This is a genomic window from Streptomyces sp. NPDC002643 (genome assembly GCF_053592555.1).
Window position 1 is genome coordinate 46,744 of record NZ_JBSFVY010000029.1, and the last position, 25,423, is coordinate 72,166.

Sequence of the window (25,423 nt, forward strand, 5' to 3'; positions counted from 1 at the left end):
CTGCCGCCCCGATCCCTCCCGGTACTCTCTGCCCTAGTCGTCGCCCTGAAGGCGTCGTGCCCCGGCCGTCCCCGCGCGGCCACCCGTCCTCTGCCGGGCGCATCTTGGGGACCGTCGGCGCGGACCGTCCGCCGGTGGGTGGTGAAGGGCGCGCAGCGACACGCGGAGCCCTGTGCTTTACCCTCTTCACACCGAGACCACACAAGGCTGTTGTCATCTCGTTAAGTGATTGATCCTTGACGCTGAGGTGATCACCGCGTTGGCTTTCAGCCACCTGGGTCGCAGTGCTGCGCCCACGCCCGGAAGGCCCTTGATGTGAACGCCCGTACCACCCGCACCACCCTCAGCAACGGAATGCCTGTGCGTATACGCCGCCGTACGGTTCTGCGCCGTACCGCCACCACGCTCGCCGCGTCCGCCGCGGCGGTCTCCCTCGCCGCCTGCGGGGTCGTGGACGTCGGTGACACCGCCGAGGCGAGTCCCACGAAGGGTGACGACATCACGGTGGGCGTGCTGTTCCCGGACAAGGAGACCTCGCGCTACGAGCAGTTCGACTACCCGATCATCAAGTCGAAGATCGCCGAGCTGACCGGCAACAAGGGCGTCACCAAGTACGCGAACGCCGAGAAGGACCCCGAGACCCAGAACGCCCAGCTGGAACAGATGGTGGCCGACCAGGTCGACATCATCATCGTCGACGCCGTGGACTCGGAGAAGATCGCGACCGCCGTGCAGAAGGCCGACGACGCGGGCATCCCCGTCATCGCCTACGACCGCCTCGCCCAGGGCCCGATCGACGGCTATGTCTCCTTCGACAACGAGCTGGTCGGACAGGTGCAGGGCCGCGCGCTCGTCGAGACGCTCGGCAACAGCACCGCCAACAAGATCGTCATGATCAACGGGTCCCCGGCCGACCCCAACGCCGCCATGTTCCGTGAGGGCGCCCTCTCCGAACTCCAGGACAAGGTGACGATCTCCGAGTCCTACGACACCAAGGACTGGGACCCCAAGGTCGCCAAGACCAACATGGAGGACGCGGTCGAGAAGCTCGGCATCGACAACATCGACGCCGTGTACGCCGCCAACGACGGCATCGCCGGTGCCGCCATCGACGTACTGAAGACCGCCGGTGTCTCCAAGGTGCCGCCGGTCACCGGGCAGGACGCCGACCTCGACGCGGTGCAGCGGATCGTCGCCGGGGACCAGTACATGACCGTGTACAAGTCCTTCCCGCTGGAGGCGAACGCCGCCGCCGAGATGGCCGTCGCCAAGGTCCAGGGCCGGTCCATCGAGTTCGACGCCCTGGCCAAGGACACCGTCGACTCCCCGACCGACAAGAACATCCCGGCCCAGCTGGTGCCCCCGGTCGCCCTGACCAAGGACAACATCAAGGAAACGGTCATCGCGGACGGCATCTACAAGGTCAAGCAGATCTGCACCGCCGCCTACAAGGCCGACTGCGACGCCATCAACCTGGACTAGTTTCCGGCCACTTCAGGAGCGCTTGCCGGACCCGCGGGCCGTCGCGGCCACGCGGCGCGGCCGCATGCCGACGCGGCCCCTCCTGCTCGCGTAAATCCTGTGAAGGACCGTCGTCCCGTCGCCTCATGATCATGACATGGTCTAGGGTTGCCCTCTGTCATGTCGTGATCACGGGGGACGACGGTCTGATGCAGGACAACGGGGACAGAGCCGCGACGCGTACGCGCGTCGCCGCCGCACGCTTCACGGGAACGGTGCCGGCACTCGCGCCGGTCCCGCTCACCGACCGCACGGGCGGGCCTGACGACGACGGCCCCCGACTGCCCGGCTCCGTCGCGAAGCCCGCGCGGCGCCCCGTCGCCGACGGCGCCGAGGCACACAAGTCGCTGACGGCGACCGCGGTTTCGGCCACCCTCACCAGGTGGCACGGCGGTGCCCCGGCCGTCGCCGTGGTCATGTCCGAGACCTCCGCCACGGTCCCCTGCCACGTCACCACCGCCACGGGCCTCCTCGACTCCGCCCCGGCCGCCTGCTGACCGCCAACCCGCTTTCCCCTCGCGTCTCCCCTTCGCTCTCCTCTCGCGTCTTCCCTTCCCCTCCGCTCACCCGAATCCCGAAGGACCCCCCTTGCGTACCCGTACGTCCCTCTCCGCGTGTGCCCTGCTGCTCGGACTCACCCTCACCGCCTGCGGCGACGACGAACTGTCGCTGCCCATGGCCCAGGACGTGGACGGCGTCGCCCAGTTCCTCGACAAGAACCTCGGCTGCGCGGACATCGACTACTACGGGCAGCAGGAAGTGCTGCTGTACCGCGCCGAGGTGAGCTACGCCATCGAAAGCGGCGGCGAGTGCGATGTCGACGAGAGCACCGACATCGAGTTTCTGACCTTCACCGAGATGAACGGGTTCCAGAAGGACCTGGCCTCGTCCGACGAGAACGACGACACCGGTCTGATGGTCGGTATGGACTTCGTGGTCGACGCCGATGACGACGACCACGCCAGGGCCCTCCTCGACGCCGGTCTCCTCTACGTCGTCTGCGATCCCGGTGTGGTGATTCCGGAGACCTACAAGCAGTACGAGGGCGAGGCGGGCTGCGTCATGACCGACTACCCGTGGGAGGCCCCGGACGAGTCCTGACCGCCGACGGACGAGGCCTGACCACGACCGGCCCGGTCCTGACCACGACCGGCCCGGTCCTGACCACGACCGGCCCGGTCCTGACCACGACCGGCCCGGTCCTGATCACCACCGGCCCGGTCCTGATCACCACCCGTCGACCGCTCACGCCACCCTGGTGAACTCCACCGTCACCTCCGGCGGCCCCCCGGGCACCCCCCGGTAGATGCCCTTGTGCGGGGTGACGTCGTCGTAGTCGCGGCCCCGGCCGACGACGACATGGGACTCGTCGGCGGGGACCCGGTTGGTGGGGTCGTAGCCGGTCCAGTCGCCCGCCCAGTAGTCGATCCAGGCGTGGCTCTGGCCGGCGACTGGGCGGTGGAGGTCGGCGTCGCGTTCCGGGTGGAGGTAGCCGGAGATGTAGCGGGCGGGCAGGCCGAGGGCGCGGAGCAGTCCCAGGACGAGATGGGCGATGTCCTGGCAGACCCCGGCGCCCTGCTCCCATGCCTCGGCGGCGCTGGTGTTCACCCCGGTCGCGCCCGGGACGTAGGAGACATGGTCGGCGACCATCGACGACACCGCGACCGCCGTCTCGTGCGGGTCCAGCCCGGCCGCCAACTCCCTTGCCCGCGCCACCAGTTCGTCCGGCACCGTCGTACGGCCGGTCGGCGTCAGATACTCCAGCAGCCGCGAACCGGCGCTCGCCGCGCCGATCTCCGCCCAGCTGGGGGCCTTGCCCGGCGGCTCCGGCGGGGCCGTCTCCACCAGGCTGGACGCGGTGATCGTCAGATGCGAGTGGGGGTCGATCAGATCGAAGCCGGTGACCTGGGTGCCCCAGTAGTCCCAGTACGACCAGGTGGGCGTGGAGGGGTTCACCAGCACCCGCGCGTCCAGGGTGGTCTGCCCCGGCAGCGTCAGCGGTGTCATCCGGACCTCGTTGTGGGAGGAGGCCGCGGGCTGGGCGTACGCGACCTGGGTGATGTGCCGGATGCGCAGCCGCCGGGGCGCCACGGGCCCCCGCGTGGTGCCGCTCGCGTTCGTGCTCATGGTCGTGCTCACGCTCCTTCCTGGGCCCACTCGACGGGACCTTGGTACGGGAAGAACCTCTCGGCCACCGCCTCCGCCGACGACATGCACGCCTGCTGCAAGTCCCGCAGCAGCGTGGGCAGTCCGGCCTCCAGGGACTCGGAGTCGAGATATTCGAGATGGGTGCGCAGGGCCCCGATCGGGCGCCGCGCCGGGTCCTGACGGGGGCGGCCGAGCGCGGCCAGGCACTCCTCCGCCGTGGTCAGCGCGTGCAGCGCCGAACGCGGGAAGTCCCGGTCGAGGAGCAGGAATTCGGCCACCTTGGGGCTGTCGCCGAAGCCGCCGTGCACCCGCGCGTACGCCTCGTCGGCGCCGCTCGCGCTCAGCAGGGTCGGCCAGTCCGGCGCGTGCGCCGCGTCCAGCACCCGCACCGACAGCAGCCGTACGGTCATGTCGACCCGCTCAAGACTCCGGCCCAGCACGACGAACCGCCAGCTGTCGTCCCGGCTCATCGTGGAGTCGGCGAGCCCGAAGAACAGGGCCGCTCTCCGCCGTACCAACTCCAGATACGCGTACGGGCCACCGGTGCGGCGCGCGGCCGTGCGCTGGTCGGCGAGGGCGTGCCAGGTGGAGTTCAGGCACTCCCACATCTCGGAGGAGACGGCCTCACGGGCGCTGCGGGCATTGAGCCGGGCCGCGCCGAGGGCTCCCTCGATGGACCCCGTGGATCTCGCGTCGAACGCCAACTGGTCCAGCACCTGCTGCATGTCGACCGCCCGCGCGCCCGCGTCCACGCCGAGGATCGCGTACAGCGAGCGGCAGGCGGCGTCCTCGTCGCGCCAGGGGTCTTCGAGGAGCCGGTGGAGGTAGGCGTCGAGGATGCGGCCGGTGGCGTCCGCCCGCTCCACATAGCGCCCCGTCCAGGTCAGGGCCTCGGCTATCCGGGAGAGGATCACGTCATTCACTGCTGCTGTGCTCCTTCCTGTACCACGGGCCGGGTGCCGTCGGGTCCGAGCTGACGCGGTGCCTTCTCCGGCAGGGGGCCGCCGACCGTCTCGTGGCGCTGCTCGGCGGGGCCCTCGGCGAGTACCCAGGTGTCCTTGGAGCCGCCGCCCTGGCTGGAGTTGACGATGAGGTTGCCCTCCTGGAGGGCGACTCGTGTCAGCCCGCCGGGCAGGACCCACACCTCGCTGCCGTCGTTGACGGCGAAGGGCCGCAGATCGATATGGCGCGGGGCCATACGGTCGCCGGCCAGGGTGGGGGAGGTGGACAGGGCGACGGGCCGCTGCGCGATCCAGCCACGGGGATCGGCGATCACGGCCTCCCGCGTCCGCTCCAGGGTCTCGGCGTCGGCCTTGGGCCCGATGACGATGCCCGAGCCGCCGGCCCCGTCGACGGGCTTGATGACGAGCTGGTCGATCTGGTCGAGGACGGCCTCCAACTGCCCGGGCTCATCCGGCCGGAAGGACTCGACATTGGGCAGAACCGGTTCCTCACCGAGGTAGTACCGGATGAGATCGGGCACGTACGTATAGAGCAGCTTGTCGTCGGCGATGCCGTTGCCGACGGCGTTGGCGAGGGTGACGTTTCCGGCCATCGCGGCGCTCATGATGCCGGGGCAGCCGATCACCGAGTCGGGCCGGAAGTGGAGCGGGTCGAGGAAGTCGTCGTCGAGTCGCCGGTATACGACATGGACCGGCATCTCCCCGCGTGTCGTACGCATCCACACCCGGTTGCCCCGGCACATCAGATCGTGCCCCTCGACCAGCTGGACGCCCATCAGCCGGGCCAGCAGGGCGTGTTCGAAGTAGGCGGCGTTGTTGGGGCCGGGGGTGAGCACGACGACCCTGGGGTCCCCGATGCCGCCGGGCGCGGCGGCCCGCAGCGCGGCGAGCAGCTTCTGCGCGTACCCGTCCACCGGCAGTACGTGCTGCTCTGCGAAGAGGGACGGGAAGACCCGGGTCATCGCCCGCCGGTTCTCGATGACGTACGACACCCCGGACGGCACCCGGACGTTGTCCTCCAGCACCCGGAAGTCGCCCGCCTCGTCCCGTACGAGGTCGATGCCGGCGACATGGATACGGACCCCGCCGGGTGGTTCGACGCCGTGCGCGGCCCGGTGGAAATGGGGGGAGTTGAGCAGCAGCCGCCAGGGCACCACCCCGTCCTCGAAGGCCCGGCAGGGCCCGTAGGCGTCGGCGAGATACGCCTCCAGGGCCCGCACCCTCTGCGCCACTCCGCGCTGGATGAGATCCCACTCCAGCGCGTCCAGAATCCTCGGCACCAGGTCCAGTGGCCAGGGTCTCTCCTCGCCCGCGAAGGCGTAGGTCACGCCACGGTCCGTGAACGCCCGGGCCATCTGGTCGGCCCTGAACCTCAGTTCGGCCGGTTCGATGGGCTGCAGCGCGGCCAGCACCGGCTCATAGGCGGCCCTGACCTCACCCGGCCGCTCGAACATCTCGTCCCACGCGTCGGCCAACGCGTACGCGTCAAATATGTCCGCCATGGCCTGACGTTAAGTGCGCGGTGTAACAGGCCGGTCACTGTCTCATTTCCGCCAGTTGACGGGGGTGATCGTGATCGGGGGAAATGGAGGGTTTGGAGTACGGCCGAGAGGGGGAGGTGCTCCTCTTCCTCCCTCCTTCTTCAGCTTCTTGCAAGGCGGATTACCTGAGGGGTGTACGGAGTGGGGCGTTCCGGTGTTTTTCGGGGCATCGAGGGGGTGATGGTGTGTTGCGGAGTGGGTGCGGGCCGCGCATAGTTGCGCTGCGAAGGGCGGAACCGGGGGTGAGTTGGGCGATGGCCGGGCACGCGACGGACGAGCACCCGCACGGTGCCGACCGGCTCTGCGAGGCCGGGGACCGCGTGTACTCCAGGGCCGTACGACATGGCCGGCTGCCGCGTGAGGACGCCGAGGCCGTGCCCTGTCTGGTCGAACTGGCTCTGCTGCACCCGGACCCCGACGACATGGGCTGGCTGGTGCCGACCTCACCGCAGGAGGTCATGACCCGGCTGCTGCGGGACGTCCACGCCGAGGTCAGCGCGAGCCAGGCCCGGATGGGGGCGGCGGTCGACGCCGTCGAGTGGTACGCGGGGCTCGGCGGCGCGCTGGAGCGCAAGTCGGCGGAGAGTACGGCGAGTACGGCGATCCGAGTGCTGGACGGGCTGTCGCGCATCCGGGCGGCGATCGACGAGGCGACCGAGCGGTGCACCACGGAGGTGATGACCGTCCAGCCGGGCGGCATCCGCCGGGAGGACGAACTCCGCGAGGGGCTGCACCGGGCGCTGGCGATGTGCCGGCGGGGGGTGCGGATGCGGGACCTGTACACGCATGTGGCCCGGCACGGTCAGGGCCTCCACAACTACATGGAGATGATGGGGGACTCGGCGCAGGCCAGGACCCTCGACGAGGTCGTGGAGCGCCTCATCGTCTTCGACCGCACCGTGGCGTTCATCCCCGCCAACTCCGACCGCACGATGGCGCTGGAGATCCGCCACCCCGCGCTGGTGGAGTACCTGGTCGTCGTCTTCGAGCGGCTGTGGCGCCTCGGCGTCCCGTTGACCGCCCCGCTGCCCGCCACCGGCATCGACGGCATCACCCATCGCGAACGTTCCATCGCCGCGCTGCTGGCGGAGGGCCACCAGGACGCGGTCGTCGCCGAACGCCTCGGCATCAGCGTCCGCACCTGCCGCGCCCATATCGCCCGCCTCTCGGAAACCCTGGGCGCGGCGAGCCGCACCCAACTGGGAGTCCGCATCGCGGAGGCGGGCCTGAACGGGCCACCGGGGGACGGAACGGCGGGCGCGCTGCTGACCCCGCCGCTGCCATCTCCGCCGCCGGGGCCGACCGGTCATGTCGGGCTGGAACAGGGGTCGGCGGCGGGGTCGGGAGCCTGAGGTGAGCAGTGTCCAAGTGTCCGTGTTCTGCCGGTAGGTGAGGGATACACCCCCTCCGGGGTGTCACAAGATGAGGGTGGTGGCGGTGGGGCGGGCCGCCTAGGTTTCTTGAGCCGGCATGTCGAGCGTCATGACCGCGTGATGGGCGTCGCCCGCTGGAACACGGGGGTTTCCAGCGGGCGTCAGCTCCGGCGCCGGCTTGTCACTCCCGTGCCTGCGGCTCCCCTTCCAGAATCCCGGACCGGGCGATGAGGTAGCCGAGTTGGGCCCGGCTTTCGCTGCCGAGTGTGGCGGCGAGTTTGGCGATGTGGACGCGGGCGGTGCGGACGTTCATGCCGAGGCGGTCGGCGATGGTGGTGTCGGTGTGGCCTTCGACGAGGAGGGTGGCGATGGCGTGTTGGCGGGGGGTGATGCCGTTCACCGAGGGCTGTCGCGCGGCTTGGGGGTACATGGGGACGGCCAGGTGCCACAGCCGGTCGAAGACGGTGACCAGGTAGTCGACCAGTGCCGGATGGCGGATCTCCACAGCGGCGGTACGGTCCCTGCTCGCGGGGATGAAGGCGACGGTTCGGTCGATGATGAGCAGTCGCTCGATGACCTCGTCCAGGGTGCGGGCTTCGGCGTCGCCGTCGAGGAGTTCGTAGCGGGCGATGACCGGAGGTGAGTGGCTGAGCGTGTGCGGGTAGATGGTACGGATGCGGCCACCGCGGCCGAGGAGCGCCTGGTCGCGTTCCAGGGAGCCGTGTACGTCTACAGTCTTGCGGCCGTTTTTGGGCTGGATGGCGAGAAGTTCCTGCGTTCCATTAGCCATGGCTTCGGCGACAGCCCGATTGATGTGTTGGAGGCCGTCGAGAAGAGTGATCGTCGGAGTCTCTGTCGGAGCCCTGTGCTGGCCGTCGATCCGCAGCAGGGGCTCGAATATCTCAGCCAGCCGGGCTTCACGATGTCGCTCGTCGAAGATGCGTTTCTCGACATTGCGCAGCAGCCGGTGGAAGGCCACGGTCGGGGCGACGGGCTTCAGCCGACTCGCATCCTCGACGGTGGGGCGGAGGAACCCGAAGGCGATGAGACAAGGTGCCTCGGCCGCGTCCTCGTGGCACATATGTCCGTCACGGAGGGCTCGTTCGTATAGCTGTGCCCCCTTGGCGCACAGGTCCTCCGCGCCGTGCTCCGGATGTGAGGGGGTGTTCACTGCGCGGTTTCTTCCTCTTCCAGGATTCCGGACCGGGCGATGAGGTAGCCGAGTTGGGCGCGGCTTTCGCTGCCGAGTGTGGCGGCGAGTTTGGCGATGTGGGCGCGGCAGGTGCGGACGTTCATGCCGAGGCGGTCGGCGATGGTGGTGTCGGTGTGGCCTTCGACGAGGAGTGCGGCGATGGCGCGTTGGCGTGGGGTGATGCCGTTCACCGAGGGCTGTCGCGTGGCTTCGGGGTACATGGGGGTGGCCAGGTGCCAGAGGCGGTCGAAGATGTTGGCGAAGAAGGTGACGAGTGCGGGGTGACGGATCTCCAGAGCGAGCTTGCGGTCCTCGCTGGCAGGGACGAAGGCCGTCGACCGGTCGACGACCATGAGGCGGTTGGTGACCTCGTCGAGGGTGCGGACCTGGACATCACCCACCAACCGCTCGTAGTGGGCGACGACTCCGAGGTCGTGGCGCGTGGTGTGCTGGTACAGCGTGCGGATGCGGCAGCCCCGGGCGAGCATCCGTTGTTCGCGGGGAAAGCCGACGTTGCGAAGGCGCACGGCTGAACGTCTGCCTCCGGGCTGGATGGTGAGCAGTTCCTCGCGGGCCTCATCCATGGCCCGGCCGATGGCGTCGTTGATACGGTCGAGTCCAGTCAGCAGGCTGATGCCCGGGACGTCCGCTGCCGCCCTGGCGGGCCCGTCGAGAGTCAGGAGCGGTTCGAACGCTTCGGCCAGCCGGGCCTCCTGGCGTCGTTTCCGGGCGATGTCCTGGGCGCTTTCGTGCAGGAGACGCGGTAGGGCGAGGGTCGGCGCCAGCGGAAGCAGCCACTGCGGGTTCTCACTGTCCGGGCGGAGAAGCCCGGAGTCGAGCAGGCAGGGGACGTGAGCGGAGTCGTCGGCCGGGACCCCGCCTTCTCGCAGGGCGCGGTCGTACAGGATCAGCCCTGTCTCACATAACTCACCCGCCCCGTGCTCGTGGACTTTGGAGATCATGCGCGGCCCGCCTCCATGGTGGTCAGCTTTCCTGCTCCAGCATTCCGGACTGGGCTATGAGGTAGCCCAGTTGCGCCCTGCTGCCGCTGCCCAGGACCGTGGCCAGTTTGGCGATGTGGGCGCGGCAGGTGCGGACGTTCATGCCGAGGCGGCGGGCGATGGCCTCGTCGACGTGGCCTTCCACCAGGAGTTTGGCGATCGAGTGCTGGATGTCCGTGATGCCGTCGGGGGCGGTCTCGTACGGGGCGCCGGCGCTCAGCGGGACCGCGCGGGACCACATGAACTCGAAGACCTTGATCAGGTAACGCACGAGGCCCGGGTGACGGAGTTCCAGGGCGACCTGACGGTCGTCACGGGTAGGGATGAAGGCGACCGTCTCGTCGCAGATGATGAGCCGTTCGACCAGTTCGTCGATGGTCCGTATCTCCACCTTGCCGGCCACCTGGTCCACATATGCCAGGTTCGCGGGGCTGTAGCGGGCGGTGTGCTGGTAGAGGGTGCGGATGCTCACTCCCCTCTCCAACAGGGGCCGGTCACGCTCCAGCCCCTGGACGGCCCTGCGTTCGGGGCGAGCGGCGCTCGGCTGGACCGTCAGCATGTGGCTGTGGCACTGGGAGGTGGCCAGGTCGAGCGCGGAGTTGATCCGGTCGCTGCCCTCCAGCACCGTGATCGCGTGCGTGTCCGTCGTGGCCTGGGCGCTGAGTGCCATGAACGGCTCGAACGTCTCGGCCAGTTCGGTGGTGATCCGTCTGCGCTCGGTGATCTCGCGCTCTATGGGGTGCAGCCGCTGGGCCAGCGCCACATACGGCGGAACCGGACGAAGGCAGTTCACGTCATCGGGGTCGGGGTGGAGCAGACCGAACTCCATCAGGCAGGGGGCGGTCTCCGTGTCCTCACGAGCGATACGTCCGGCGCGCAGAGCATTCGCGTAGAGGCGGCCGCCTTCCTCACACAGTTCGGTCACCGCATGGGGATGTGTCGGCTTTATTCTGTTCGTCACTAAATCTCCACCCCCCAGGGTCCTGAACATGCAGGAACATGATGCACCGATTATGTGGCCATGACGTGCCCGAATGAGCCATCGTCGTAGCGACGGGGGAAGAGGGGACCTTCAAGTGAGGACGAAGCCGACTATGCGTAAGGGATTGCTTCGCTCGGTGCTTGTCGCCGCCTTCTCCGCCGTCATGGCCTTCGGAGTGGTGAGCGCTCACTCCGCTGCGAGGGGCGACGCGCCTGCGGACAGCTTCTGGGGTGGGGCGACGGTGGGGACGGCGGACAACACCGTGCTCGCCGATAGCATCTGGCCGCTGCTTCCCGAGGACGGGACTGCTGGGGCTTGATATGACGACTCCTCCCGACGACCGTTCCTTCCGTCGTGAAATGGCCACCGCCTACCGCTCCGGCTGGCACTTCATCGACCTGGCCACCGCCGTCCCCCACAGCGGTGACTCGTTGATGGTGACCGTGTTCGGTGAGCCGGTGGTGGTGACCCGGGACGAGGACGAGGACATCCGGGCGTATCGACTTCTGCGGCGACCGCGCGGTGCGCCGCAGCCCGTTCGGTGTGCCGTCCGGTACGGAATGATCTTCGTCAATCTCGATCGGCGTGACCACCAGCTCACCGAAGAGGAGACCCCGGCCTCCGCGGCCGTCTCAGCCACCCCCCGCAGTGCCTGAAGCGATTCCCCCGTCGTTTCAATCGCTCAGGCGCTTCCCCCCAGCAGCGGCGCCACCGTGACCTGAACACGGTGGCGCCGCTGCAGGTTTACGGCGATATATCGGGACAGGGGGTGCTTTCGATCCTTGCTCGCCCCCTTGGCTGAAAACCGTCGCCCCCGGCTCGCTCGCTGCCGAGGCCGCCCGGGCCGGCGCCACCCTCAGCCCCGCCCCATCGCCGCCGTCAGTTCGATCTCGATGACCACCCGGTCCGGGTTCGGGCCCGGCATCCGGCCGTAGCGGTCCGCGTAGCGCAGTACCGCGTCCTTGACCCGGTCCGGTTCCGTGCGTACGCGCGCCCGTCCTTCGAGTGTGGCCCAGCGGCCCCCGTCCACCTGGCAGACGGCGACCGTCGCGCCCTCGGGGCCAGCGGCGAGGACATGGGCGACCTTGCGGCTGCTCTTGTTGGTGATCACGCGAGCCAGCCCGGCCTCCGGATCGTATGTAACGCCGACCGGCACCACATGGGGTGTGCCGTCGGGGCGGAGGGTCGTCAGGGTGCAGAGGTGTCGTTCGCGCCAGAAGGCGAGGTAGGGCTCGTCGGGGGCGCTCGGGTCCACGGAGTAGGCGGCCATGCCGAGCAACCTAGCCATTTCACCTCCCCTCCGCCGCCTTGAGTGGAATAGACTCAACTTTGTGTACGCTGCTCAAGTCAGTGTGAGCGAGGGCTGACCCAAGGAGGAGAACGCGAACGTGGACGCCGAGCTGACCAACAGGAGCCGGGACGCGATCAACGCGGCCAGCAACCGGGCCGTGTCCGAGGGACACCCGGATTTCACCCCCGCCCATCTGCTCCTGGCTCTGCTCCAGGGTCAGGACAACGAGAACGTCATCGACATGCTGGCCGCAGTCGAGGCCGACCAGGCAGCCGTACGCTCCGGCGCGGAGAAGGTCCTCGCCGGGCTTCCCAGCGTCACCGGTTCCACCGTGGCGCCGCCCCAGCCCAGCCGTGAACTGCTCACCGTGATCCAGGCCGCCCAGGCCAAGGCCAAGGAACTCGGCGACGAGTACGTCTCCACCGAGCACCTCCTGATCGGGATCGCGGAGAAGGGCGGCCAGGCCGGCGACGTACTCTCCCAGCAGGGGGCGAACGCCAGGAAGTTGCAGGAGGCGTTCCAGAAGGCCAGGGGAGGGCGCCGGGTGACCACACCCGATCCGGAGGGGTCGTACAAGGCCCTGGAGAAGTTCGGCACTGATTTCACCGCCGCCGCCCGGGAGGGCAAGCTCGACCCGGTCATCGGCCGGGACCAGGAGATCCGGCGGGTCGTGCAGGTGCTGTCCCGGCGTACGAAGAACAATCCCGTGCTCATCGGTGAGCCCGGAGTCGGCAAGACCGCCGTCGTGGAAGGGCTCGCCCAGCGGATTGTGAAGGGTGACGTGCCGGAGTCCCTCAAGGACAAGCGGCTCGTCTCGCTCGACCTGGGCGCGATGGTCGCCGGGGCCAAGTACCGCGGTGAGTTCGAGGAACGGCTGAAGACCGTGCTCGCCGAGATCAAGGAGTCCGACGGGCAGATCATCACCTTCATCGACGAGCTGCACACCGTTGTGGGCGCCGGTGCGGGCGGTGACTCCGCCATGGACGCCGGGAACATGCTCAAGCCCATGCTCGCCCGTGGTGAGCTGCGCATGGTCGGCGCGACCACCCTCGACGAGTACCGCGAGCGGATCGAGAAGGACCCGGCGCTGGAGCGGCGCTTCCAGCAGGTACTGGTCGCCGAGCCGAGCGTCGAGGACACCATCGCCATCCTGCGCGGACTCAAGGGCCGTTACGAGGCACACCACAAGGTCGTGATCGCGGACGCGGCGCTGGTAGCCGCCGCCACCCTCTCCGACCGGTACATCACCTCCCGCTTCCTGCCCGACAAGGCCATCGACCTCGTCGACGAGTCGGCGTCCCGGCTGCGCATGGAGATCGACTCGTCCCCCGTCGAGATCGACGAGCTGCAGCGGGCCGTGGACCGGCTCCGGATGGAGGAGCTGGCCCTCGACAAGGAGACCGACCCCGCCTCCCGCGACCGCCTCGACAAGCTGCGCCGCGACCTCGCCGACAAGGAGGAGGAACTGCGGGGCCTGACCGCCCGCTGGGAGAAGGAGAAGCAGTCCCTCAACCGCGTCGGCGAGCTGAAGGAGAAGCTCGACGAACTGCGCGGCCAGGCCGAGCGCGCCCAGCGCGACGGCGACTTCGACACCGCGTCGAAACTCCTGTACGGCGAGATCCCGTCCCTGGAACGCGATCTGGAGGCCGCCACCGAGGCCGAGGAGGCGGCCGCCAAGGGCACCATGGTCAAGGACGAGGTCGGCTCCGACGACATCGCCGACGTCGTCGCCTCCTGGACCGGCATCCCCGCGGGCCGCCTCCTGGAGGGCGAGACCCAGAAACTCCTCCGCATGGAGGACGAACTGGGCCGCCGCCTCATCGGCCAGACCGAGGCCGTACGGGCGGTGTCGGACGCCGTACGCCGCAGCCGCGCCGGTATCGCCGACCCGGACCGGCCCACCGGCTCCTTCCTCTTCCTCGGCCCGACGGGCGTCGGCAAGACGGAGCTGGCCAAGGCGCTCGCCGACTTCCTCTTCGACGACGAGCGGGCCATGGTCCGCATCGACATGTCGGAGTACAGCGAGAAGCACAGCGTTGCCCGGCTGGTCGGCGCCCCGCCCGGCTATGTCGGCTATGAGGAGGGCGGCCAGCTCACCGAGGCCGTACGCCGCCGCCCGTACTCCGTGGTCCTGCTGGACGAGGTCGAGAAGGCCCACCCCGAGGTCTTCGACATCCTGCTCCAGGTACTGGACGACGGCCGCCTCACCGACGGCCAGGGCCGCACGGTCGACTTCCGCAACACCATCCTGATCCTGACCTCCAACCTGGGCAGTCAGTACCTGGTCGACCCGGTCACCAGCGAGACGGAGAAGAAGCAGCAGGTACTGGAGGTGGTCAGGACGTCCTTCAAGCCGGAGTTCCTGAACCGCCTGGACGACCTGGTCGTCTTCTCCGCCCTCGGCAAGGCCGAACTGGAACGCATCGCCCAGCTCCAGATCGACCGCCTCGCCCGCCGCCTCGCCGAACGCCGCCTCACCCTGGAGGTCACCCCCGAGGCCCTCGCCTGGCTCGCCGACGAGGGCAACGACCCGGCCTACGGCGCCCGCCCCCTCCGCCGCCTGGTCCAGACCGCCATCGGCGACCGCCTCGCCAAGGAGATCCTGTCCGGCGAAATCAAAGACGGCGACACGGTACGGGTGGACACCTTCGAGGAGGGCCTGCTCGTGGGCCCGGCGACCGGCCCGGCCATGGACAAGAAGCTGTAGTCCGCTGACAGCGGAGTGTCTCCCCGATGGGGCAGGTTGCCCGGTAGGGGCGAAGGGAGAGAGGGTGGGTCGTGTACGTCTGGTCTCAGCGGGCCGGACGAGCCAGACGACCGTTGGAGTGTCCAAGTATGTCCATCGACCCGTCCTCGATTCCGAACTTCGGGGGCCAGCCCGAGCCGCAGCCCGGCCCGCCGCCCGGCCCCGTCGTTCCGGATCAGGACCTCGTGAAGCAGCTCCTCGACCAGATGGAGCTGAAGTACGTCGTCGACGACGAGGGCGACCTCGCGGCGCCGTGGGAGGAATTCCGCACGTACTTCATGTTCCGCGGCGAGGGCGACCAGCAGGTCTTCTCGGTGCGTACGTTCTACGACCGCCCGCACCAGATCGACGAGAAGCCGGCTCTGCTGGAGACCATCGACGACTGGAACCGCCGCACCCTGTGGCCCAAGGTCTACAGCCACACCCACGACGACGGCACGGTCCGTCTCATCGGCGAGGCGCAGCTGCTGATCGGCACCGGCGTCAGCCTGGAGCACTTCGTCTCCTCGACGGTCAGCTGGGTGCGGGCCGCCATCGAGTTCGACAAGTGGCTCGTCGAGCAGCTCGGCCTCGCCGAGGACGTCGACGACGCGGAGAAGCCCGAGGACGACGGCGAGTAGTCCCGCCCGTTCGTCCCGCACAAACGGAAGAGAGCCCGGCCGTGGCCGCCCAGCAGCACAGGGCGCCCCACGGCCGGGCTCTCGCCGTCGGTCGTCGGAGGAACCGGCTCTCGGAGGAACCGGGCTTCAGCCCGCCAGGCCGCGTAGCCGGTCGGCGGCCTCGCTGAGGATCTCGTCCTTCTTGCAGAAGGTGAAGCGGACCTGGCTCCGGCCGGCCTCGGGATCGTCGTAGAACACCGAGTTGGGGACGGCCACGACCCCGCACCGCTCGGGCAGGGCCCGGCAGAACGCGTAGCCGTCCTTCTCGCCGAAAGGCGTGATGTCGGTGGTGATGAAGTACGTGCCCTCGGGCTGATGGACCTCGAAACCGGCGGCCCGCAGTCCGTCGCCGAGCAGATCGCGCTTGCGCCTCAGCTCCGCGCGGAAGCCCTCGAAGTACGCGTCCGGCAGCCGCAGCGCCTCGGCGATCGCGTACTGGAACGGGCCCGAGCTGACGTAGGTCAGATACTGCTTCGCCGTGCGGACGGCGGTGACGAGCGGGGCGCTCGCCGTGACCCAGCCGACCTTCCAGCCGGTGAACGAGAAGGTCTTGCCCGCCGACCCGATGGTGACCGTCCGCTCCCGCATCCCGGGCAGGGCCGCGATGGGGTGGTGCGCCCCCGCGTACACGAGGTGCTCGTAGACCTCGTCCGTGACGACGAGCAGATCGTGTTCGACGGCGATCGCGGCGATCGCGCCCAGTTCCTCGGGGGTGAGCACCATCCCGGTCGGGTTGTGCGGGCTGTTGAGGAGCAGCAGCCGGGTCCGTGGGGTGATCTTGGCGCGCAGCTCGTCCAGGTCGGGGCGGAAGGAGGGCGCGCGCAGGGTCACCGGTACGCGCCGGGCGCCGGCCATCGCGATACAGGCGGCGTAGGAGTCGTAGAAGGGTTCGAAGGCGATGACCTCGTCGCCGGGCTCCACCAGGGCGAGCATGGCGGCGGCGATCGCCTCCGTCGCCCCCGCCGTGACCAGGACCTCCGTGTCGGGGTCGAAGCCCAGGCCGTAGAAGCGGCGCTGGTGGTCGCTGATGGCCGTGCGCAGCTCCGGGACGCCCTGACCCGGCGGGTACTGATTGCCGCGGCCCTCGCGCAGGGCCCGTACGGCGGCCTCGCGGATCTCCTCGGGCCCGTCGGTGTCCGGAAAGCCCTGGCCCAGATTGATCGCGCCGGTCCTGGTCGCCAGCGCGGACATCTCCGCGAAGATCGTCGTCCCGAGCCCGTCCAGCCTGCGGCTCAGCAGCGGCCTGCCGCTCATGTCTCCACCGTCCTCACCCGGGTGACCGGGGTTCCCTCGATCTCGTCCGACGCCATCCTCGCCGATCCCCGAGCGCCCTCACCCGGCCGGCGCCCGGCGCGTTGCCGCGCGTGGTCGCGCGAGGGGGCGGGTGCTGCCCGATGGTACGGCTCCCGGGTGACCGTCCCGTCGCTTGACGGGGGTGGTCCCTGTGGTGCGGCGGTGGCTCGGCCGTGGCGGTGGTCGTCTGCGGCGACGGGCGATGGCGGCGACGGGCGATCGCGGCGAGGGGCGACCGCCGCGACGGCCGAGGGTGTCGCGGACGGGGGCGCCGCGGCTCGGGGGCGCGCAGAGCATGGCGGGGTCGTCCGGGTCGGAAGAGGCGTGGCGGGGTCGTCCGGGTCGGAAGAGGCGTGGCCGGGTCGTCCGGGTCGGAAGAGCTCGGTGGTCGTCCGCGTCGAACCTCTGGAGTTCCTCAACTCTGCTTTGGGGGGTCGGAGGCGAGGGCATCCCCCCGTCACGCACGGCCCACGGGGGGTCCGTGCGGGGGGAACGAAAGGCGGGTGACGAAGATGCCGATCGAGATCTTCTACGTCTTCTTCGGGGCCGTCGTACTGATCGGCCTCGTCTCGGCGGCGGGCCGCCGCTCGCGCCGCCGCCGTCGGAGCGGCAGTTGGTGGGCCGGCAGCGGCTCGTCGCACGGCAGCGGCTCCAGCAGCTCGTGGTACTGCGGGGGAGGCGGCGGCTCGTCCTGCGGCGGGGGCTCCTCGTGCGGGGGTGGCGGCGGCTGCGGGGGCGGCGGCAGCTGACCGGTCCGGCGCGGGTCGGCCGGGAAGCTCTGGACTTGCTCAACTCTGATGCGGGCGGTCGGCGGTGAGGGCATCTTCGCGGCACGCGCATGAGCGAGGCACCCACGGGGGGTCGCCTCGGGGGGACATCCACGAGAAGCAAGCGCGGAAGCGGGCGCGAGAAGCGAGCGCGAGAGGAAAGGGAGGGGAGTCATGGACGTCGGCGTGATCATGGCGCTGGTCTTCATCGGTCTGGTGGTCTTCGTCGGAAGCCTCGCCAGGGCTCGGCGCCGTGGCAGGCGCCGCAGCTGGTGGGCGGACGGAGGGGGCTCGTCCGGTGGGTCGTCGTGCGGCGGCAGCTCGTCCTGCGGAGGCGGGTCCTCCTGCGGCGGTGGCTGCGGTGGCGGCGGGGGCGACTGATCGATGGACGGGTTGACGGATCGATGGGCGGGTTGACGGATCGATGGACGGAATGACGGACCGATGGGCGGGGTGACGGATCGATGAACGCGGAGATCGTCGTGGGCCTCGGGGTCCTGGCCGTCCTGTTGTTCGTCGGCCTCGTGGCGGTGGTCTCGGTGATCGTGCCCATCGTTCTGCTGTTCACGCGGGGTGGGGGCCGGACCTCCGGACCGGTGCCGCACAGCCGCGTCCGGCGGAACGACAGCTGGTGGGTGCGGGCCACCCGCGCCGACTGGCCCGACGGCGACAGCCACGGCCGCGCCGACTCGTCGTCGTGCGGCGGAGGTTCGTCGTCCGGGAGCGGATCGTCCTGCGGGGGCGGCTCGTCGTCCTCCTGCGGGAGCGGCAGCTGACCGCGTACAAGGCGTACACACACGTACACGTACACACGTACACACACGTACTTGAGCGAGGCACCCACGGGGGGCGCTTCGGGGGAAACGGAAAGAGGGGAGGGCGACGCTATGAACGGATGGGTCGTGCTCGGAATCATCGTGGCGATCGTGGCCGTGGTCCTGGTGGTGGTCTTCACGGCCACCCGCCGCAGCAGCGCGAACGCCACACGATCGGGACGGCGTCCGTCGAGCGGCGGACGGGGCGGCAGCGGCGGACGGGGTGGCAGCGGCGGATACGGCGGCGGCCACGTCCGGCGCAGCAGCGACACAAGCTCCGCCACCCACAGCGACACCAGTTGGTGGGTGGCCGCCGCGGCGGCGGGAACGGCCGGAGACAGCGGATCGTCCGGGGACAGCGGCTCGTCGGACGACAAGAGCTCGTCGTCCGGCGGCGGTTCGTCCTGCGGCAGCAGCTCGTCGTCGTGCGGGAGCAGCAGCGGGGGTTCCTCCTGCGGTGGCGGCTCCTCGTGCGGCGGCGGTGGGGGCGGATGCGGCGGAGGCAGCTGACAGGCGGCCGAACCTGCGGAGACGGCCGACACGGGGCGGCCGAGCTCCACGGGACCCCTCCGGGGGACCCACGGGAACTCATGGGAATCCACGGGAATCCACGGGGACTCCACAGGGGACCCGCGTCCGGACGACGTTCCGGATCGCCATCCGGAACGTCGGAGCGTGTGCGCCCGCCAGGAGTCACCCTCCTGGCGGGCGCACACCTGTGACTGCTGTGCACGCCTGAGTACGCCGGGCGTCCCCGGTTGCCCGACGGGCGCTCCCCGGGAGTCACGCGCCCGGTCCAACAGGCGTGCGGGGAGCACGTTTACGGGCGGGGCGCACGCCCGGTTGAACAGTTGAGCAGTGCAGCCCCCAGGGGATGGAAAGCAAGTCAAGTTGGGTAAAAACTCTGTGGTGGCGGCACAGTTCATGATTCCCTATAAATCGCCAACGCAGCCCCCGGACGTCCCTCCCGGCAGGCCTGACCTGGCCGACCTGGCTGACCGGACCGACTGGGACGTCGTCCTCAACTGACCTGGCTGACCGGGCCATATGTCCTATGACCCGGTGGCGACCAACCCGGTGGCGACCGGGGCGCGCCGGACCACTCCTCTTCATCTTCTTTGCGTGCTAGCGGAGCCGACCCATGCTCACGACCCTGAACACCTCCTACACCGACACGCGCGCGGCCGACCTCGCGTGGGCCCTGGGCCGCGAACCGCTGCCCGCCCTCGCCACGCTCGACCTGGAACTGACCGGCGCCAAGCTGCAGTTGAGACTGCTGGGCGCCTCCCACCAGGTGCTGCTCGACGAGGAGCGGGGCAGCCACTGTTCGGAGACGGTCGCGTGCATCCCCGGTTCCAGCACGCCACTGCCGCTCGGCGTGGCGAAGCGGGTCGGCGACTGGGAGTACGAGTTCGCGGCACGCGTGGAGGTCCTCTCGCCCGGCTCCTTCGCGGGCCGGGCCCAGGAGTTGCTGGCCCTCGTCTCCGACCACCCCCATGGCCTCGCCGGCGTCTTCCCCGGCAGCCCGCACGCCTTCACCGCGATGCTCGCGCAGCGATACGAGGGCCAAGTGCACTGGCGTACGTGGCACGCGTATCCGCAGGACGGCCAACTGGTCGCCACGAGAACGAGGGTGGGGGTCAGGGTTCCGGTGACGCTGTGAGAGTGGGGTGACTTGGAGTGGGTGGGAGTAGGGGTGAGTTGGAGTGTGCGAGACGTGGGGTGAGTTGAGGGGTGGGGTGTCTGTGGTGGGTGGGCGAGTGCGGGTCGTTCGTGGCTGGTCGCGCAGTTCCCCGCGCCCCTTAAGAACCGGGCCGCACCCGTGCTTTTAAGGGGCGCGGGGCTGTGACATTCGCGGCTCCGCCGCGTGGGCGCGAGCAACCACGGACAACCCGCACCCGCCGAACTACTCCCGAACCCCCGAGCTATTAGGCGCCCGGCGAAGCGTCGCAGACAACCCGTGTGGGTGACCCAGCGGAGCGTAACCGTGACGTAGCGTGCCAGGCGTGATCGAGCCGCACGCCCCCGCACCCCCCGGCGCCCCACCCCCCTGGCGCGGCCGGGGCCGCGGCCACGCATGGCTCCCGGTCCGCCCGGCGGTGGGCCGCTTCCTCGTCCTGGCCGGCGTCTTCGTCTGCGCCGCCTGCGGACTCGTGTACGAACTCGAACTGGTCGCCCTCGCCTCGTACTTGATCGGCGACTCGGTCACCCAGGCCTCCGTCGTCCTCTCCGTCATGGTCTTCGCGATGGGCATCGGCTCCCTCGCCGCGAAACGGCTCCGCCCCCACGCCGCCCTCGGCTTCGGCGCCATCGAGGCCGCCCTCGCCCTCGTCGGCGGCTGCAGCGCCCTCGCCCTGTACGCCGCGTTCGCCTGGACCGGCGACTGGGGCGGTATGTGGGCCGGCGGCTCCCGCTATCTCCTCGTCGCGTTCTCCCTGGCCATCGGCCTGCTCATCGGTGCCGAGGTCCCCCTGCTGATGGAGCTGATCCAACGCATCCGCAGACAGGACGCCACCGGCACCGTCGCGGATCTCTTCGCCGCCGACTACGTGGGCGCGCTGGTCGGCGGCCTCGCCTTCCCCTTCCTCCTGCTGCCCTGGCTCGGCCAGCTCACCGGCGCCCTGCTCACCGGCACGGTCAACGTCCTGGTCGGCGGCGCCCTCGTCCTCGGCCTCTTCCGGCACGACCTCGGCCGGCGCGCCCGCCGACTGCTCCTGGCCGCCAACCTCGCCGTACTCGGCCTGCTCGCCACCGCCGCCGTCCACGTCGACGACTTCGAACGCGCCGCCCGCCGCGCCGTCTACGGCAGCGACGTACGCGTGGCAGTCCAGACCGGCATCCAGGAGGTCGTCCTCACCGGCGGCACCCCCGGCCGCCCCCTCTCCCTCTACCTCGACGGCCGACTGCGCATCAGCGCCCGCGACGAGTACCGCTACCACCAGGCCCTGGTCCACCCCGCGATGACCGCGGGCCCCCACACCCGGGTCCTCGTCCTCGGCGGCGGAGACGGCCTGGCGGCCCGCGAGGTCCTGCGCCACGAGGGCGTCCGCCGGGTGGACGTCGTGGAACTCGACCCGGGCGTCGTCCGCCTGGCCCGCACGGACCCCGCCCTCTCCGCCCTCAACGGCCACGCCTATGACGACACCCGGGTCCGGGTCTTCACCGCCGACTCCTTCACCTGGCTGCGAGACGCGAGCCCTTCCACGTCGTACGGCTACGACGTGGTCATCTCCGACCTCCCCGACCCCGGCATCACGGCGAGCACCAAGCTGTACTCGCAGGAGTTCTACGGTCTGGTCCGGGCCGTCCTGGCGAAGCACGGCCGCCTCGTCGTCCACGCGGGCCCGCCGACCCCCCGCCCCCGGGTCTTCTGGACGATCGACGCCACACTCCGCGCCGCCGGCCTCCACACCACCCCCTACCGAGCCCCCGCCCCCGACAACGGCTTCGTCACCGGCCCCGACCGCACGGCCCACACCCCCCGCGCCTCCCACGACTGGGGCTTCATCCTGGCCACCCCGGCCTCCGCCCCCCACCCCCCGACCCTCGACCTCGGCCCCACCGCGACCCTCCTCCCCGACACAGCCCGCTTCAGGAACCTCCCGCCTTCGACACTGGTCCATCCGAGATACACGGACTGAACGGCGGACGGATCGCGGGCCGAGTGCCGGACCTCGACGTGGACCGAGCGCCGGACCGAGCCCTGAACCGCCCCGGACCGAGCCCGCGACCCGGCAGGTGGCCCTTGCGGGGCCCTTGGGCGGAATCCCGAACGGAACATGAGCAATACCGGGCATGTACGGGTGCGGGGCCGTGGCCGGTGGGTAGGCTCGGCTCTCATGGAGCATGAGGTGTTCGTTCCGGTTTCTGTCGATCGCCTCCGGGAGGCGTTGTCCGATCCTGAGCGGGTGGCCCGAGCGGTGCCCGGGCTCCAGCAGGACGCGGGCACCACGCCCGTGGCCGGGCGTCTGAAGGTGCGGATCGCCGGCCACACCATCACCTACCGGGGCACCCTCCACATCACCGCCGCCGACGACGGCACGTACGCCGTCCAGGCCGACGCCGCGGAGTCCCGGGGCACCGGCTCCGCGAAACTCGCCCTCACCCTCCGCCTCATCCCCGCCACCGAGGGCACCACCCTCGCCGTCACCGGCACCACCACCGCCGAGGGCCGCCTCACCGAACTGCCCGAGGACGCGGTCAGGGCGGCGGGGGAGCGGCTGATGGCGAAGTTCGCGGACAACGTGGCGAAGAGCGTGGCCGCTGAGGAGGAGGCGAAGGCCGACGCCGACGCCGCCCGCCCCGTGGCCGAAAGCCCTGGCGCCGCCGCCGACGAGAAGGCTGCCGACGGCGACGAGGAGGCTGCCGACGGCGACGAGCGGGGTGTCGCCGACGACGAGCGGGGTGTCGGTGGTCCGGGCGTCGGCGACGACGAAGCGGTGGCTTCCCTCTTCGAGGCCGAGCTTTCGCCGTCCTCCCCGGACCCGTTCGCCGAGGACGACTTCGAGGTCGGGGGAGAGCCCCCGGCGGAGGCCGCGCACGCGCGTCGGACGATGATCGGGCGCAGCGCGGAAGAGGTCGACCACGCCCCGCCACGCGGCCGCTACGCCCCGGTTCCGGCCCCCGAGACCGTATCGGCCCGTACGACCCTCCGCTGGGCGGCCCCCGCCGCGGCCCTGGTCGTGGCCTCGGCCGTCATCGTGGGCCGCGCCCTGCGCAGGCGCCGCTGAGAGCTCCGCCGCTTGCCCTCGCGGAGCATCGGCCGGTGCGGCACCAAGCCCCTGCCGGTCCGCTTCACCATCCACCGCCCGGCCGGGCCGTGAACCCGGTCTCCGGCGGGTTGCGGTGGATGGAGATGAAGAGGTCGAGCGGCGGCGCTGCCAGGTGCTGGATGGCGAGGTCGTCCCTGGCGGCCGTGGTGGCGGCCACGGCCCTGGGAACGGCCATGGCCCTGCCCGCAGCGGCGGACGGACAGAGTTCCGCATCCCCGCGTATGGGGCCAGCCACGCGCCACCGCGTGGCCGTTACTCCCCGGCCCCTACCCCCCTGCCCCCGGACGGTCTCCGGCGGCACAACCCTCCGCCGGGCGACGCTGCGGCGTACGTCGCCGCGTCGCCCGAGCGGATCAGGCGCCCAGTCCCAGGAGCGCCGTATGCAGGGGGAGCGCGGGCTCCTCGGGCAGCGCCGGGGGCTCCTCGCCGCGCCCTTCGTGGGTCGGCGGGACGGGGCGGAGGCCCTTGATGCCGTCGGCGGCCCAGGGTGCGTCGGTCGACGGGAGCGACAGCGTCATCCGACGTCCGTCGGCGAGAGTCGTTTCGAGCTTGGTCGTGTCATCCATTCCCATGGCAACCCCCTGTGTCGCGCGCATCGCACACCACGAACGTGCATCTTCGCCTTCGCCTTCGCCAGGAACGACGTACGACCAGAGCCGAAAGTTCCGCCAGAACATCAAGTCGACCACCACCACGAACGGTTGACGTCCCGTCGACGGCCGACGCACCGCACCCCACCGACCGAGAGCGCGACCCCAGTACAGTCGTCGCGTGAGTAGCGAAGAGATCACCTTGGCCGCGGCCGACGCGGAGGCCGTGTTGACGCCGGGCAACGGCGGACGCGTGGCCGGTCTACGACTCGGCGGTACCGAACTGCTGCGCCAGGGCGAGCGTTTCGGCTGTTTCCCGATGGTCCCGTGGTGCGGCCGGATCAGGGAGGGCCGCTTCCTCAGCGGCGGCACCGTCCAGCAGATGCCCCTGAACGCCCCGCCCCACGCCATCCACGGCACCACCCGCGACGGGGCCTGGAAGGTCGCGAGCCACAGCGCCTCGGCGGCCGTCCTGACGTACGACCTCGTCGCCCCCTGGCCGTACACCGGCAGGGTCACCCAGGCCGTCACGCTCACCCCGGACAGCCTCACGCTCACGATGTCCGTGGAGACGTACGACGACTCCTTCCCGGCCCAGATCGGCTGGCACCCCTGGTTCAACCGCAACCTCGGCGGCGACGACGTACGCCTGGACTTCACCGCCGCCTGGCAGGAGGAGCGCGGTGAGGACCATCTGCCCACCGGCAACCGGATCGAGCCGAAGCCCGGCCCCTGGGACGACTGCTTCGGCATGCCCGACGGTGTCGACGTCACCCTGACCTGGCCGGGGCAGCTGGAGCTGAAGGTGGCGTCGCGCGAGCAGTGGGTCGTGCTGTACGACGAGCAGGCGGAGGCGGTGTGCGTCGAACCGCAGACCGGCCCGCCCAACGGCCTCAACACCAACCCCCGCCTGGTCACCCCCATCGACCCCCTCGAAGCGACGACCACCTGGAGCTGGCGGCGGCCGTAACAGGGTCATAAGGGGCCCCTTAAGCTGGCCGTATGACTGACGTGGACGTACGTGGAACGCTGCTGCAGCAGATCAAGGACAAGGCCGTGGTGCACGGCAAGGTGACCCTGTCGTCGGGTCTGGAGGCGGACTACTACGTCGACCTGCGCCGGGTCACCCTCGACGGCGAGGCCGCCCCGCTGGTCGGGCGGGTACTGCTCGACCTGACCGCGGATCTCGACTTCGACGCGGTCGGCGGTCTCACGCTGGGCGCCGACCCGGTGGCCGGCGCCATGCTGCACGCCGCCGCCGACCGTGGCCGCCGGCTGGACGCGTTCGTCGTACGCAAGGCGGCCAAGGCGCACGGAATGCAGCGCCGGGTCGAAGGGCCGGACATCGCCGGCCGCCGGGTCCTGGTCGTCGAGGACACCTCCACCACCGGTGGCTCCCCGCTCACCGCCGTCGAGGCCGTGCGCGAGGCCGGTGCCGAGGTCGTGGCCGTCGTGACGATCGTCGACCGGGCGACGGGTGCCGCCGAGAAGATCGAACAGGGTGCCGGAGTCCCGTACCGCTACGCGTTCTCGAAGGACGAACTGGGCCTCGACTGAGCGACGGGGGCACGGGGCGACAACGGCCGGACGCCGGGCCGGGGTTGGCGAAGGGGCCGCTCAGCGGCCCGAACCCCGAGGTCAGCGGTTACCGAACAGTTCCGGACACACTGGCCGGAGCATCCGGCCGGGTCTGGAAAGATGGGGCCGACGATGATGTCGCAACCCTAGGTCAGGGCTCGTAAGCACTACGCCACCCGCACATACAAGGAG

Annotated in this window: 27 protein-coding genes; 17 read left to right on the forward strand and 10 right to left on the reverse strand. The window is 70.3% G+C overall.

From position 1 onward, the window contains the following. Positions 1–354: 354 nt before the first annotated feature. The 4 genes from ACWD4G_RS34285 (at position 355) to ACWD4G_RS34300 (ending at position 2,783) form a co-directional block, all read left to right on the forward strand. The gene (locus ACWD4G_RS34285; RefSeq protein ID WP_451300478.1) at positions 355–1,482 is read left to right on the forward strand and encodes a sugar ABC transporter substrate-binding protein; all 1,128 of its coding nucleotides are present in this window, start codon (positions 355–357) and stop codon (positions 1,480–1,482) included. Between the two features lie 131 nt (positions 1,483–1,613). Then, complete coding sequence (locus ACWD4G_RS34290) at positions 1,614–2,018, forward strand: hypothetical protein (protein WP_451300480.1); 405 nt, start codon at positions 1,614–1,616, stop codon at positions 2,016–2,018. A 91-nt stretch (positions 2,019–2,109) separates the two neighbouring features. Then, positions 2,110–2,622 (forward strand): hypothetical protein, encoded by a 513-nt coding sequence (locus ACWD4G_RS34295; protein ID WP_451300482.1) that lies wholly within the window; start codon positions 2,110–2,112, stop codon positions 2,620–2,622. Continuing rightward, positions 2,598–2,783: a hypothetical protein gene (locus ACWD4G_RS34300; RefSeq protein ID WP_451300484.1), complete on the forward strand. Its 186-nt coding sequence runs from the start codon at positions 2,598–2,600 to the stop codon at positions 2,781–2,783. The genes ACWD4G_RS34295 and ACWD4G_RS34300 overlap by 25 nt, the downstream gene beginning before the upstream one ends. On the opposite strand, the gene ACWD4G_RS34305 is transcribed toward ACWD4G_RS34300, so the two are convergent. The 3 genes from ACWD4G_RS34305 to ACWD4G_RS34315 are packed head-to-tail and all read right to left on the reverse strand — an operon-like array spanning position 2,767 to position 6,133. Further along, positions 2,767–3,648, reverse strand: coding sequence for a transglutaminase family protein (locus tag ACWD4G_RS34305; protein ID WP_451300486.1), 882 nt, complete (start codon positions 3,646–3,648; stop codon positions 2,767–2,769). The genes ACWD4G_RS34300 and ACWD4G_RS34305 overlap by 17 nt on opposite strands. Positions 3,649–3,656: 8 nt before the next feature. Beyond that, on the reverse strand, positions 3,657–4,592 hold the full coding sequence (locus tag ACWD4G_RS34310) for an alpha-E domain-containing protein (protein ID WP_451300488.1): 936 nt from the start codon (positions 4,590–4,592) through the stop codon (positions 3,657–3,659). After that, the gene (locus tag ACWD4G_RS34315; RefSeq protein WP_451300490.1) at positions 4,589–6,133 is read right to left on the reverse strand and encodes a circularly permuted type 2 ATP-grasp protein; all 1,545 of its coding nucleotides are present in this window, start codon (positions 6,131–6,133) and stop codon (positions 4,589–4,591) included. Before ACWD4G_RS34315 ends, ACWD4G_RS34310 begins: the two co-directional genes overlap by 4 nt. Positions 6,134–6,426: 293 nt before the next feature. Here ACWD4G_RS34315 and ACWD4G_RS34320 point away from each other — a divergent pair, with 293 nt between their 5' ends. Beyond that, positions 6,427–7,524: a LuxR C-terminal-related transcriptional regulator gene (locus ACWD4G_RS34320; RefSeq protein WP_451300492.1), complete on the forward strand. Its 1,098-nt coding sequence runs from the start codon at positions 6,427–6,429 to the stop codon at positions 7,522–7,524. Between the two features lie 202 nt (positions 7,525–7,726). Here the strand turns inward: ACWD4G_RS34320 and ACWD4G_RS34325 are convergent, their stop codons facing one another. Genes ACWD4G_RS34325 through ACWD4G_RS34335 form a run of 3 tightly spaced genes read right to left on the reverse strand, consistent with a single transcriptional unit; the run spans position 7,727 to position 10,729 of the window. Further along, the gene (locus ACWD4G_RS34325) at positions 7,727–8,716 is read right to left on the reverse strand and encodes a LuxR C-terminal-related transcriptional regulator (RefSeq protein ID WP_451300494.1); all 990 of its coding nucleotides are present in this window, start codon (positions 8,714–8,716) and stop codon (positions 7,727–7,729) included. Continuing rightward, the gene (locus ACWD4G_RS34330) at positions 8,713–9,699 is read right to left on the reverse strand and encodes a LuxR C-terminal-related transcriptional regulator (RefSeq protein WP_451300496.1); all 987 of its coding nucleotides are present in this window, start codon (positions 9,697–9,699) and stop codon (positions 8,713–8,715) included. The genes ACWD4G_RS34325 and ACWD4G_RS34330 overlap by 4 nt, the downstream gene beginning before the upstream one ends. Before the next feature lie 22 nt (positions 9,700–9,721). Beyond that, complete coding sequence (locus ACWD4G_RS34335) at positions 9,722–10,729, reverse strand: helix-turn-helix transcriptional regulator (RefSeq protein WP_451300498.1); 1,008 nt, start codon at positions 10,727–10,729, stop codon at positions 9,722–9,724. A gap of 311 nt (positions 10,730–11,040) precedes the next feature. Between ACWD4G_RS34335 and ACWD4G_RS34340 the strand changes: the two genes are divergently transcribed. Next, positions 11,041–11,376 carry a hypothetical protein gene (locus ACWD4G_RS34340; RefSeq protein WP_451300500.1) on the forward strand — a complete coding sequence of 112 codons (336 nt, stop codon included), beginning with the start codon at positions 11,041–11,043 and terminating at the stop codon, positions 11,374–11,376. A gap of 200 nt (positions 11,377–11,576) precedes the next feature. Here the strand turns inward: ACWD4G_RS34340 and ACWD4G_RS34345 are convergent, their stop codons facing one another. Continuing rightward, positions 11,577–11,990 (reverse strand): pyridoxamine 5'-phosphate oxidase family protein, encoded by a 414-nt coding sequence (locus ACWD4G_RS34345; protein WP_451300610.1) that lies wholly within the window; start codon positions 11,988–11,990, stop codon positions 11,577–11,579. Positions 11,991–12,108: 118 nt separating this feature from the next. On the opposite strand from ACWD4G_RS34345, the gene clpB reads away from it, so the two are divergent. Both clpB and ACWD4G_RS34355 read left to right on the forward strand, forming a co-directional pair. Continuing rightward, entirely contained in the window at positions 12,109–14,718 is a 2,610-nt protein-coding gene (clpB, locus tag ACWD4G_RS34350) for an ATP-dependent chaperone ClpB (RefSeq protein ID WP_451300502.1), read from the forward strand. Between the two features lie 128 nt (positions 14,719–14,846). Beyond that, positions 14,847–15,377 (forward strand): YbjN domain-containing protein, encoded by a 531-nt coding sequence (locus ACWD4G_RS34355; protein WP_451300504.1) that lies wholly within the window; start codon positions 14,847–14,849, stop codon positions 15,375–15,377. Positions 15,378–15,503: 126 nt separating this feature from the next. Here ACWD4G_RS34355 and ACWD4G_RS34360 read toward each other — a convergent pair whose 3' ends face one another. After that, positions 15,504–16,670: a pyridoxal phosphate-dependent aminotransferase gene (locus ACWD4G_RS34360; protein WP_451300505.1), complete on the reverse strand. Its 1,167-nt coding sequence runs from the start codon at positions 16,668–16,670 to the stop codon at positions 15,504–15,506. 542 nt (positions 16,671–17,212) lie between these two features. Here ACWD4G_RS34360 and ACWD4G_RS34365 point away from each other — a divergent pair. The 7 genes from ACWD4G_RS34365 to ACWD4G_RS34395 all read left to right on the forward strand — a co-directional run bounded on the left by ACWD4G_RS34365 (position 17,213) and on the right by ACWD4G_RS34395 (position 23,021). Continuing rightward, positions 17,213–17,458 carry a hypothetical protein gene (locus ACWD4G_RS34365; RefSeq protein WP_451300507.1) on the forward strand — a complete coding sequence of 82 codons (246 nt, stop codon included), beginning with the start codon at positions 17,213–17,215 and terminating at the stop codon, positions 17,456–17,458. 192 nt (positions 17,459–17,650) lie between these two features. Next, positions 17,651–17,857, forward strand: a complete 207-nt coding sequence (locus ACWD4G_RS34370) for a hypothetical protein (protein WP_451300509.1) — start codon at positions 17,651–17,653, stop codon at positions 17,855–17,857. Between the two features lie 83 nt (positions 17,858–17,940). After that, positions 17,941–18,252, forward strand: coding sequence for a hypothetical protein (locus ACWD4G_RS34375; protein WP_451300511.1), 312 nt, complete (start codon positions 17,941–17,943; stop codon positions 18,250–18,252). Positions 18,253–18,363: 111 nt separating this feature from the next. Next, positions 18,364–18,801: a hypothetical protein gene (locus ACWD4G_RS34380; protein WP_451300513.1), complete on the forward strand. Its 438-nt coding sequence runs from the start codon at positions 18,364–18,366 to the stop codon at positions 18,799–18,801. A gap of 631 nt (positions 18,802–19,432) precedes the next feature. Continuing rightward, positions 19,433–19,954, forward strand: coding sequence for a DUF2617 family protein (locus ACWD4G_RS34385; RefSeq protein WP_451300515.1), 522 nt, complete (start codon positions 19,433–19,435; stop codon positions 19,952–19,954). 343 nt (positions 19,955–20,297) lie between these two features. Then, positions 20,298–21,932 carry a polyamine aminopropyltransferase gene (locus ACWD4G_RS34390; protein WP_451300517.1) on the forward strand — a complete coding sequence of 545 codons (1,635 nt, stop codon included), beginning with the start codon at positions 20,298–20,300 and terminating at the stop codon, positions 21,930–21,932. Positions 21,933–22,130: 198 nt separating this feature from the next. Then, positions 22,131–23,021, forward strand: coding sequence for an SRPBCC family protein (locus ACWD4G_RS34395; RefSeq protein ID WP_451300519.1), 891 nt, complete (start codon positions 22,131–22,133; stop codon positions 23,019–23,021). Between the two features lie 64 nt (positions 23,022–23,085). Here ACWD4G_RS34395 and ACWD4G_RS34400 read toward each other — a convergent pair whose 3' ends face one another. Both ACWD4G_RS34400 and ACWD4G_RS34405 read right to left on the reverse strand, forming a co-directional pair. Next, positions 23,086–23,238 carry a hypothetical protein gene (locus ACWD4G_RS34400; protein ID WP_451300521.1) on the reverse strand — a complete coding sequence of 51 codons (153 nt, stop codon included), beginning with the start codon at positions 23,236–23,238 and terminating at the stop codon, positions 23,086–23,088. A 178-nt stretch (positions 23,239–23,416) separates the two neighbouring features. Continuing rightward, positions 23,417–23,635, reverse strand: a complete 219-nt coding sequence (locus tag ACWD4G_RS34405) for a hypothetical protein (protein WP_451300523.1) — start codon at positions 23,633–23,635, stop codon at positions 23,417–23,419. A 199-nt stretch (positions 23,636–23,834) separates the two neighbouring features. On the opposite strand from ACWD4G_RS34405, the gene ACWD4G_RS34410 reads away from it, so the two are divergent. Further along, entirely contained in the window at positions 23,835–24,623 is a 789-nt protein-coding gene (locus tag ACWD4G_RS34410; RefSeq protein WP_451300525.1) for an aldose epimerase family protein, read from the forward strand. Between the two features lie 32 nt (positions 24,624–24,655). Further along, entirely contained in the window at positions 24,656–25,210 is a 555-nt protein-coding gene (gene pyrE, locus ACWD4G_RS34415; protein ID WP_451300527.1) for an orotate phosphoribosyltransferase, read from the forward strand. Positions 25,211–25,423 lie beyond the last annotated feature (213 nt).

Coding starts and splice junctions, on each gene's coding strand:
- ACWD4G_RS34285 (WP_451300478.1), top strand. CDS start 355: ATGCCTGTGCGTATACGCCGCCGTACGGTTCTGCGCCGTACCGCCACC.
- ACWD4G_RS34290 (WP_451300480.1), top strand. CDS start 1,614: ATGACATGGTCTAGGGTTGCCCTCTGTCATGTCGTGATCACGGGGGAC.
- ACWD4G_RS34305 (WP_451300486.1), bottom strand. CDS start 3,648: ATGAGCACGAACGCGAGCGGCACCACGCGGGGGCCCGTGGCGCCCCGG.
- ACWD4G_RS34315 (WP_451300490.1), bottom strand. CDS start 6,133: ATGGCGGACATATTTGACGCGTACGCGTTGGCCGACGCGTGGGACGAG.
- ACWD4G_RS34320 (WP_451300492.1), top strand. CDS start 6,427: ATGGCCGGGCACGCGACGGACGAGCACCCGCACGGTGCCGACCGGCTC.
- ACWD4G_RS34330 (WP_451300496.1), bottom strand. CDS start 9,699: ATGATCTCCAAAGTCCACGAGCACGGGGCGGGTGAGTTATGTGAGACA.
- ACWD4G_RS34335 (WP_451300498.1), bottom strand. CDS start 10,729: ATGTTCAGGACCCTGGGGGGTGGAGATTTAGTGACGAACAGAATAAAG.
- ACWD4G_RS34340 (WP_451300500.1), top strand. CDS start 11,041: ATGACGACTCCTCCCGACGACCGTTCCTTCCGTCGTGAAATGGCCACC.
- ACWD4G_RS34345 (WP_451300610.1), bottom strand. CDS start 11,990: ATGGCCGCCTACTCCGTGGACCCGAGCGCCCCCGACGAGCCCTACCTC.
- ACWD4G_RS34355 (WP_451300504.1), top strand. CDS start 14,847: ATGTCCATCGACCCGTCCTCGATTCCGAACTTCGGGGGCCAGCCCGAG.
- ACWD4G_RS34360 (WP_451300505.1), bottom strand. CDS start 16,670: ATGAGCGGCAGGCCGCTGCTGAGCCGCAGGCTGGACGGGCTCGGGACG.
- ACWD4G_RS34370 (WP_451300509.1), top strand. CDS start 17,651: ATGGACGTCGGCGTGATCATGGCGCTGGTCTTCATCGGTCTGGTGGTC.
- ACWD4G_RS34375 (WP_451300511.1), top strand. CDS start 17,941: ATGAACGCGGAGATCGTCGTGGGCCTCGGGGTCCTGGCCGTCCTGTTG.
- ACWD4G_RS34380 (WP_451300513.1), top strand. CDS start 18,364: ATGAACGGATGGGTCGTGCTCGGAATCATCGTGGCGATCGTGGCCGTG.
- ACWD4G_RS34385 (WP_451300515.1), top strand. CDS start 19,433: ATGCTCACGACCCTGAACACCTCCTACACCGACACGCGCGCGGCCGAC.
- ACWD4G_RS34395 (WP_451300519.1), top strand. CDS start 22,131: ATGGAGCATGAGGTGTTCGTTCCGGTTTCTGTCGATCGCCTCCGGGAG.
- ACWD4G_RS34400 (WP_451300521.1), bottom strand. CDS start 23,238: ATGGCCGTTCCCAGGGCCGTGGCCGCCACCACGGCCGCCAGGGACGAC.
- ACWD4G_RS34405 (WP_451300523.1), bottom strand. CDS start 23,635: ATGGGAATGGATGACACGACCAAGCTCGAAACGACTCTCGCCGACGGA.
- pyrE (WP_451300527.1), top strand. CDS start 24,656: ATGACTGACGTGGACGTACGTGGAACGCTGCTGCAGCAGATCAAGGAC.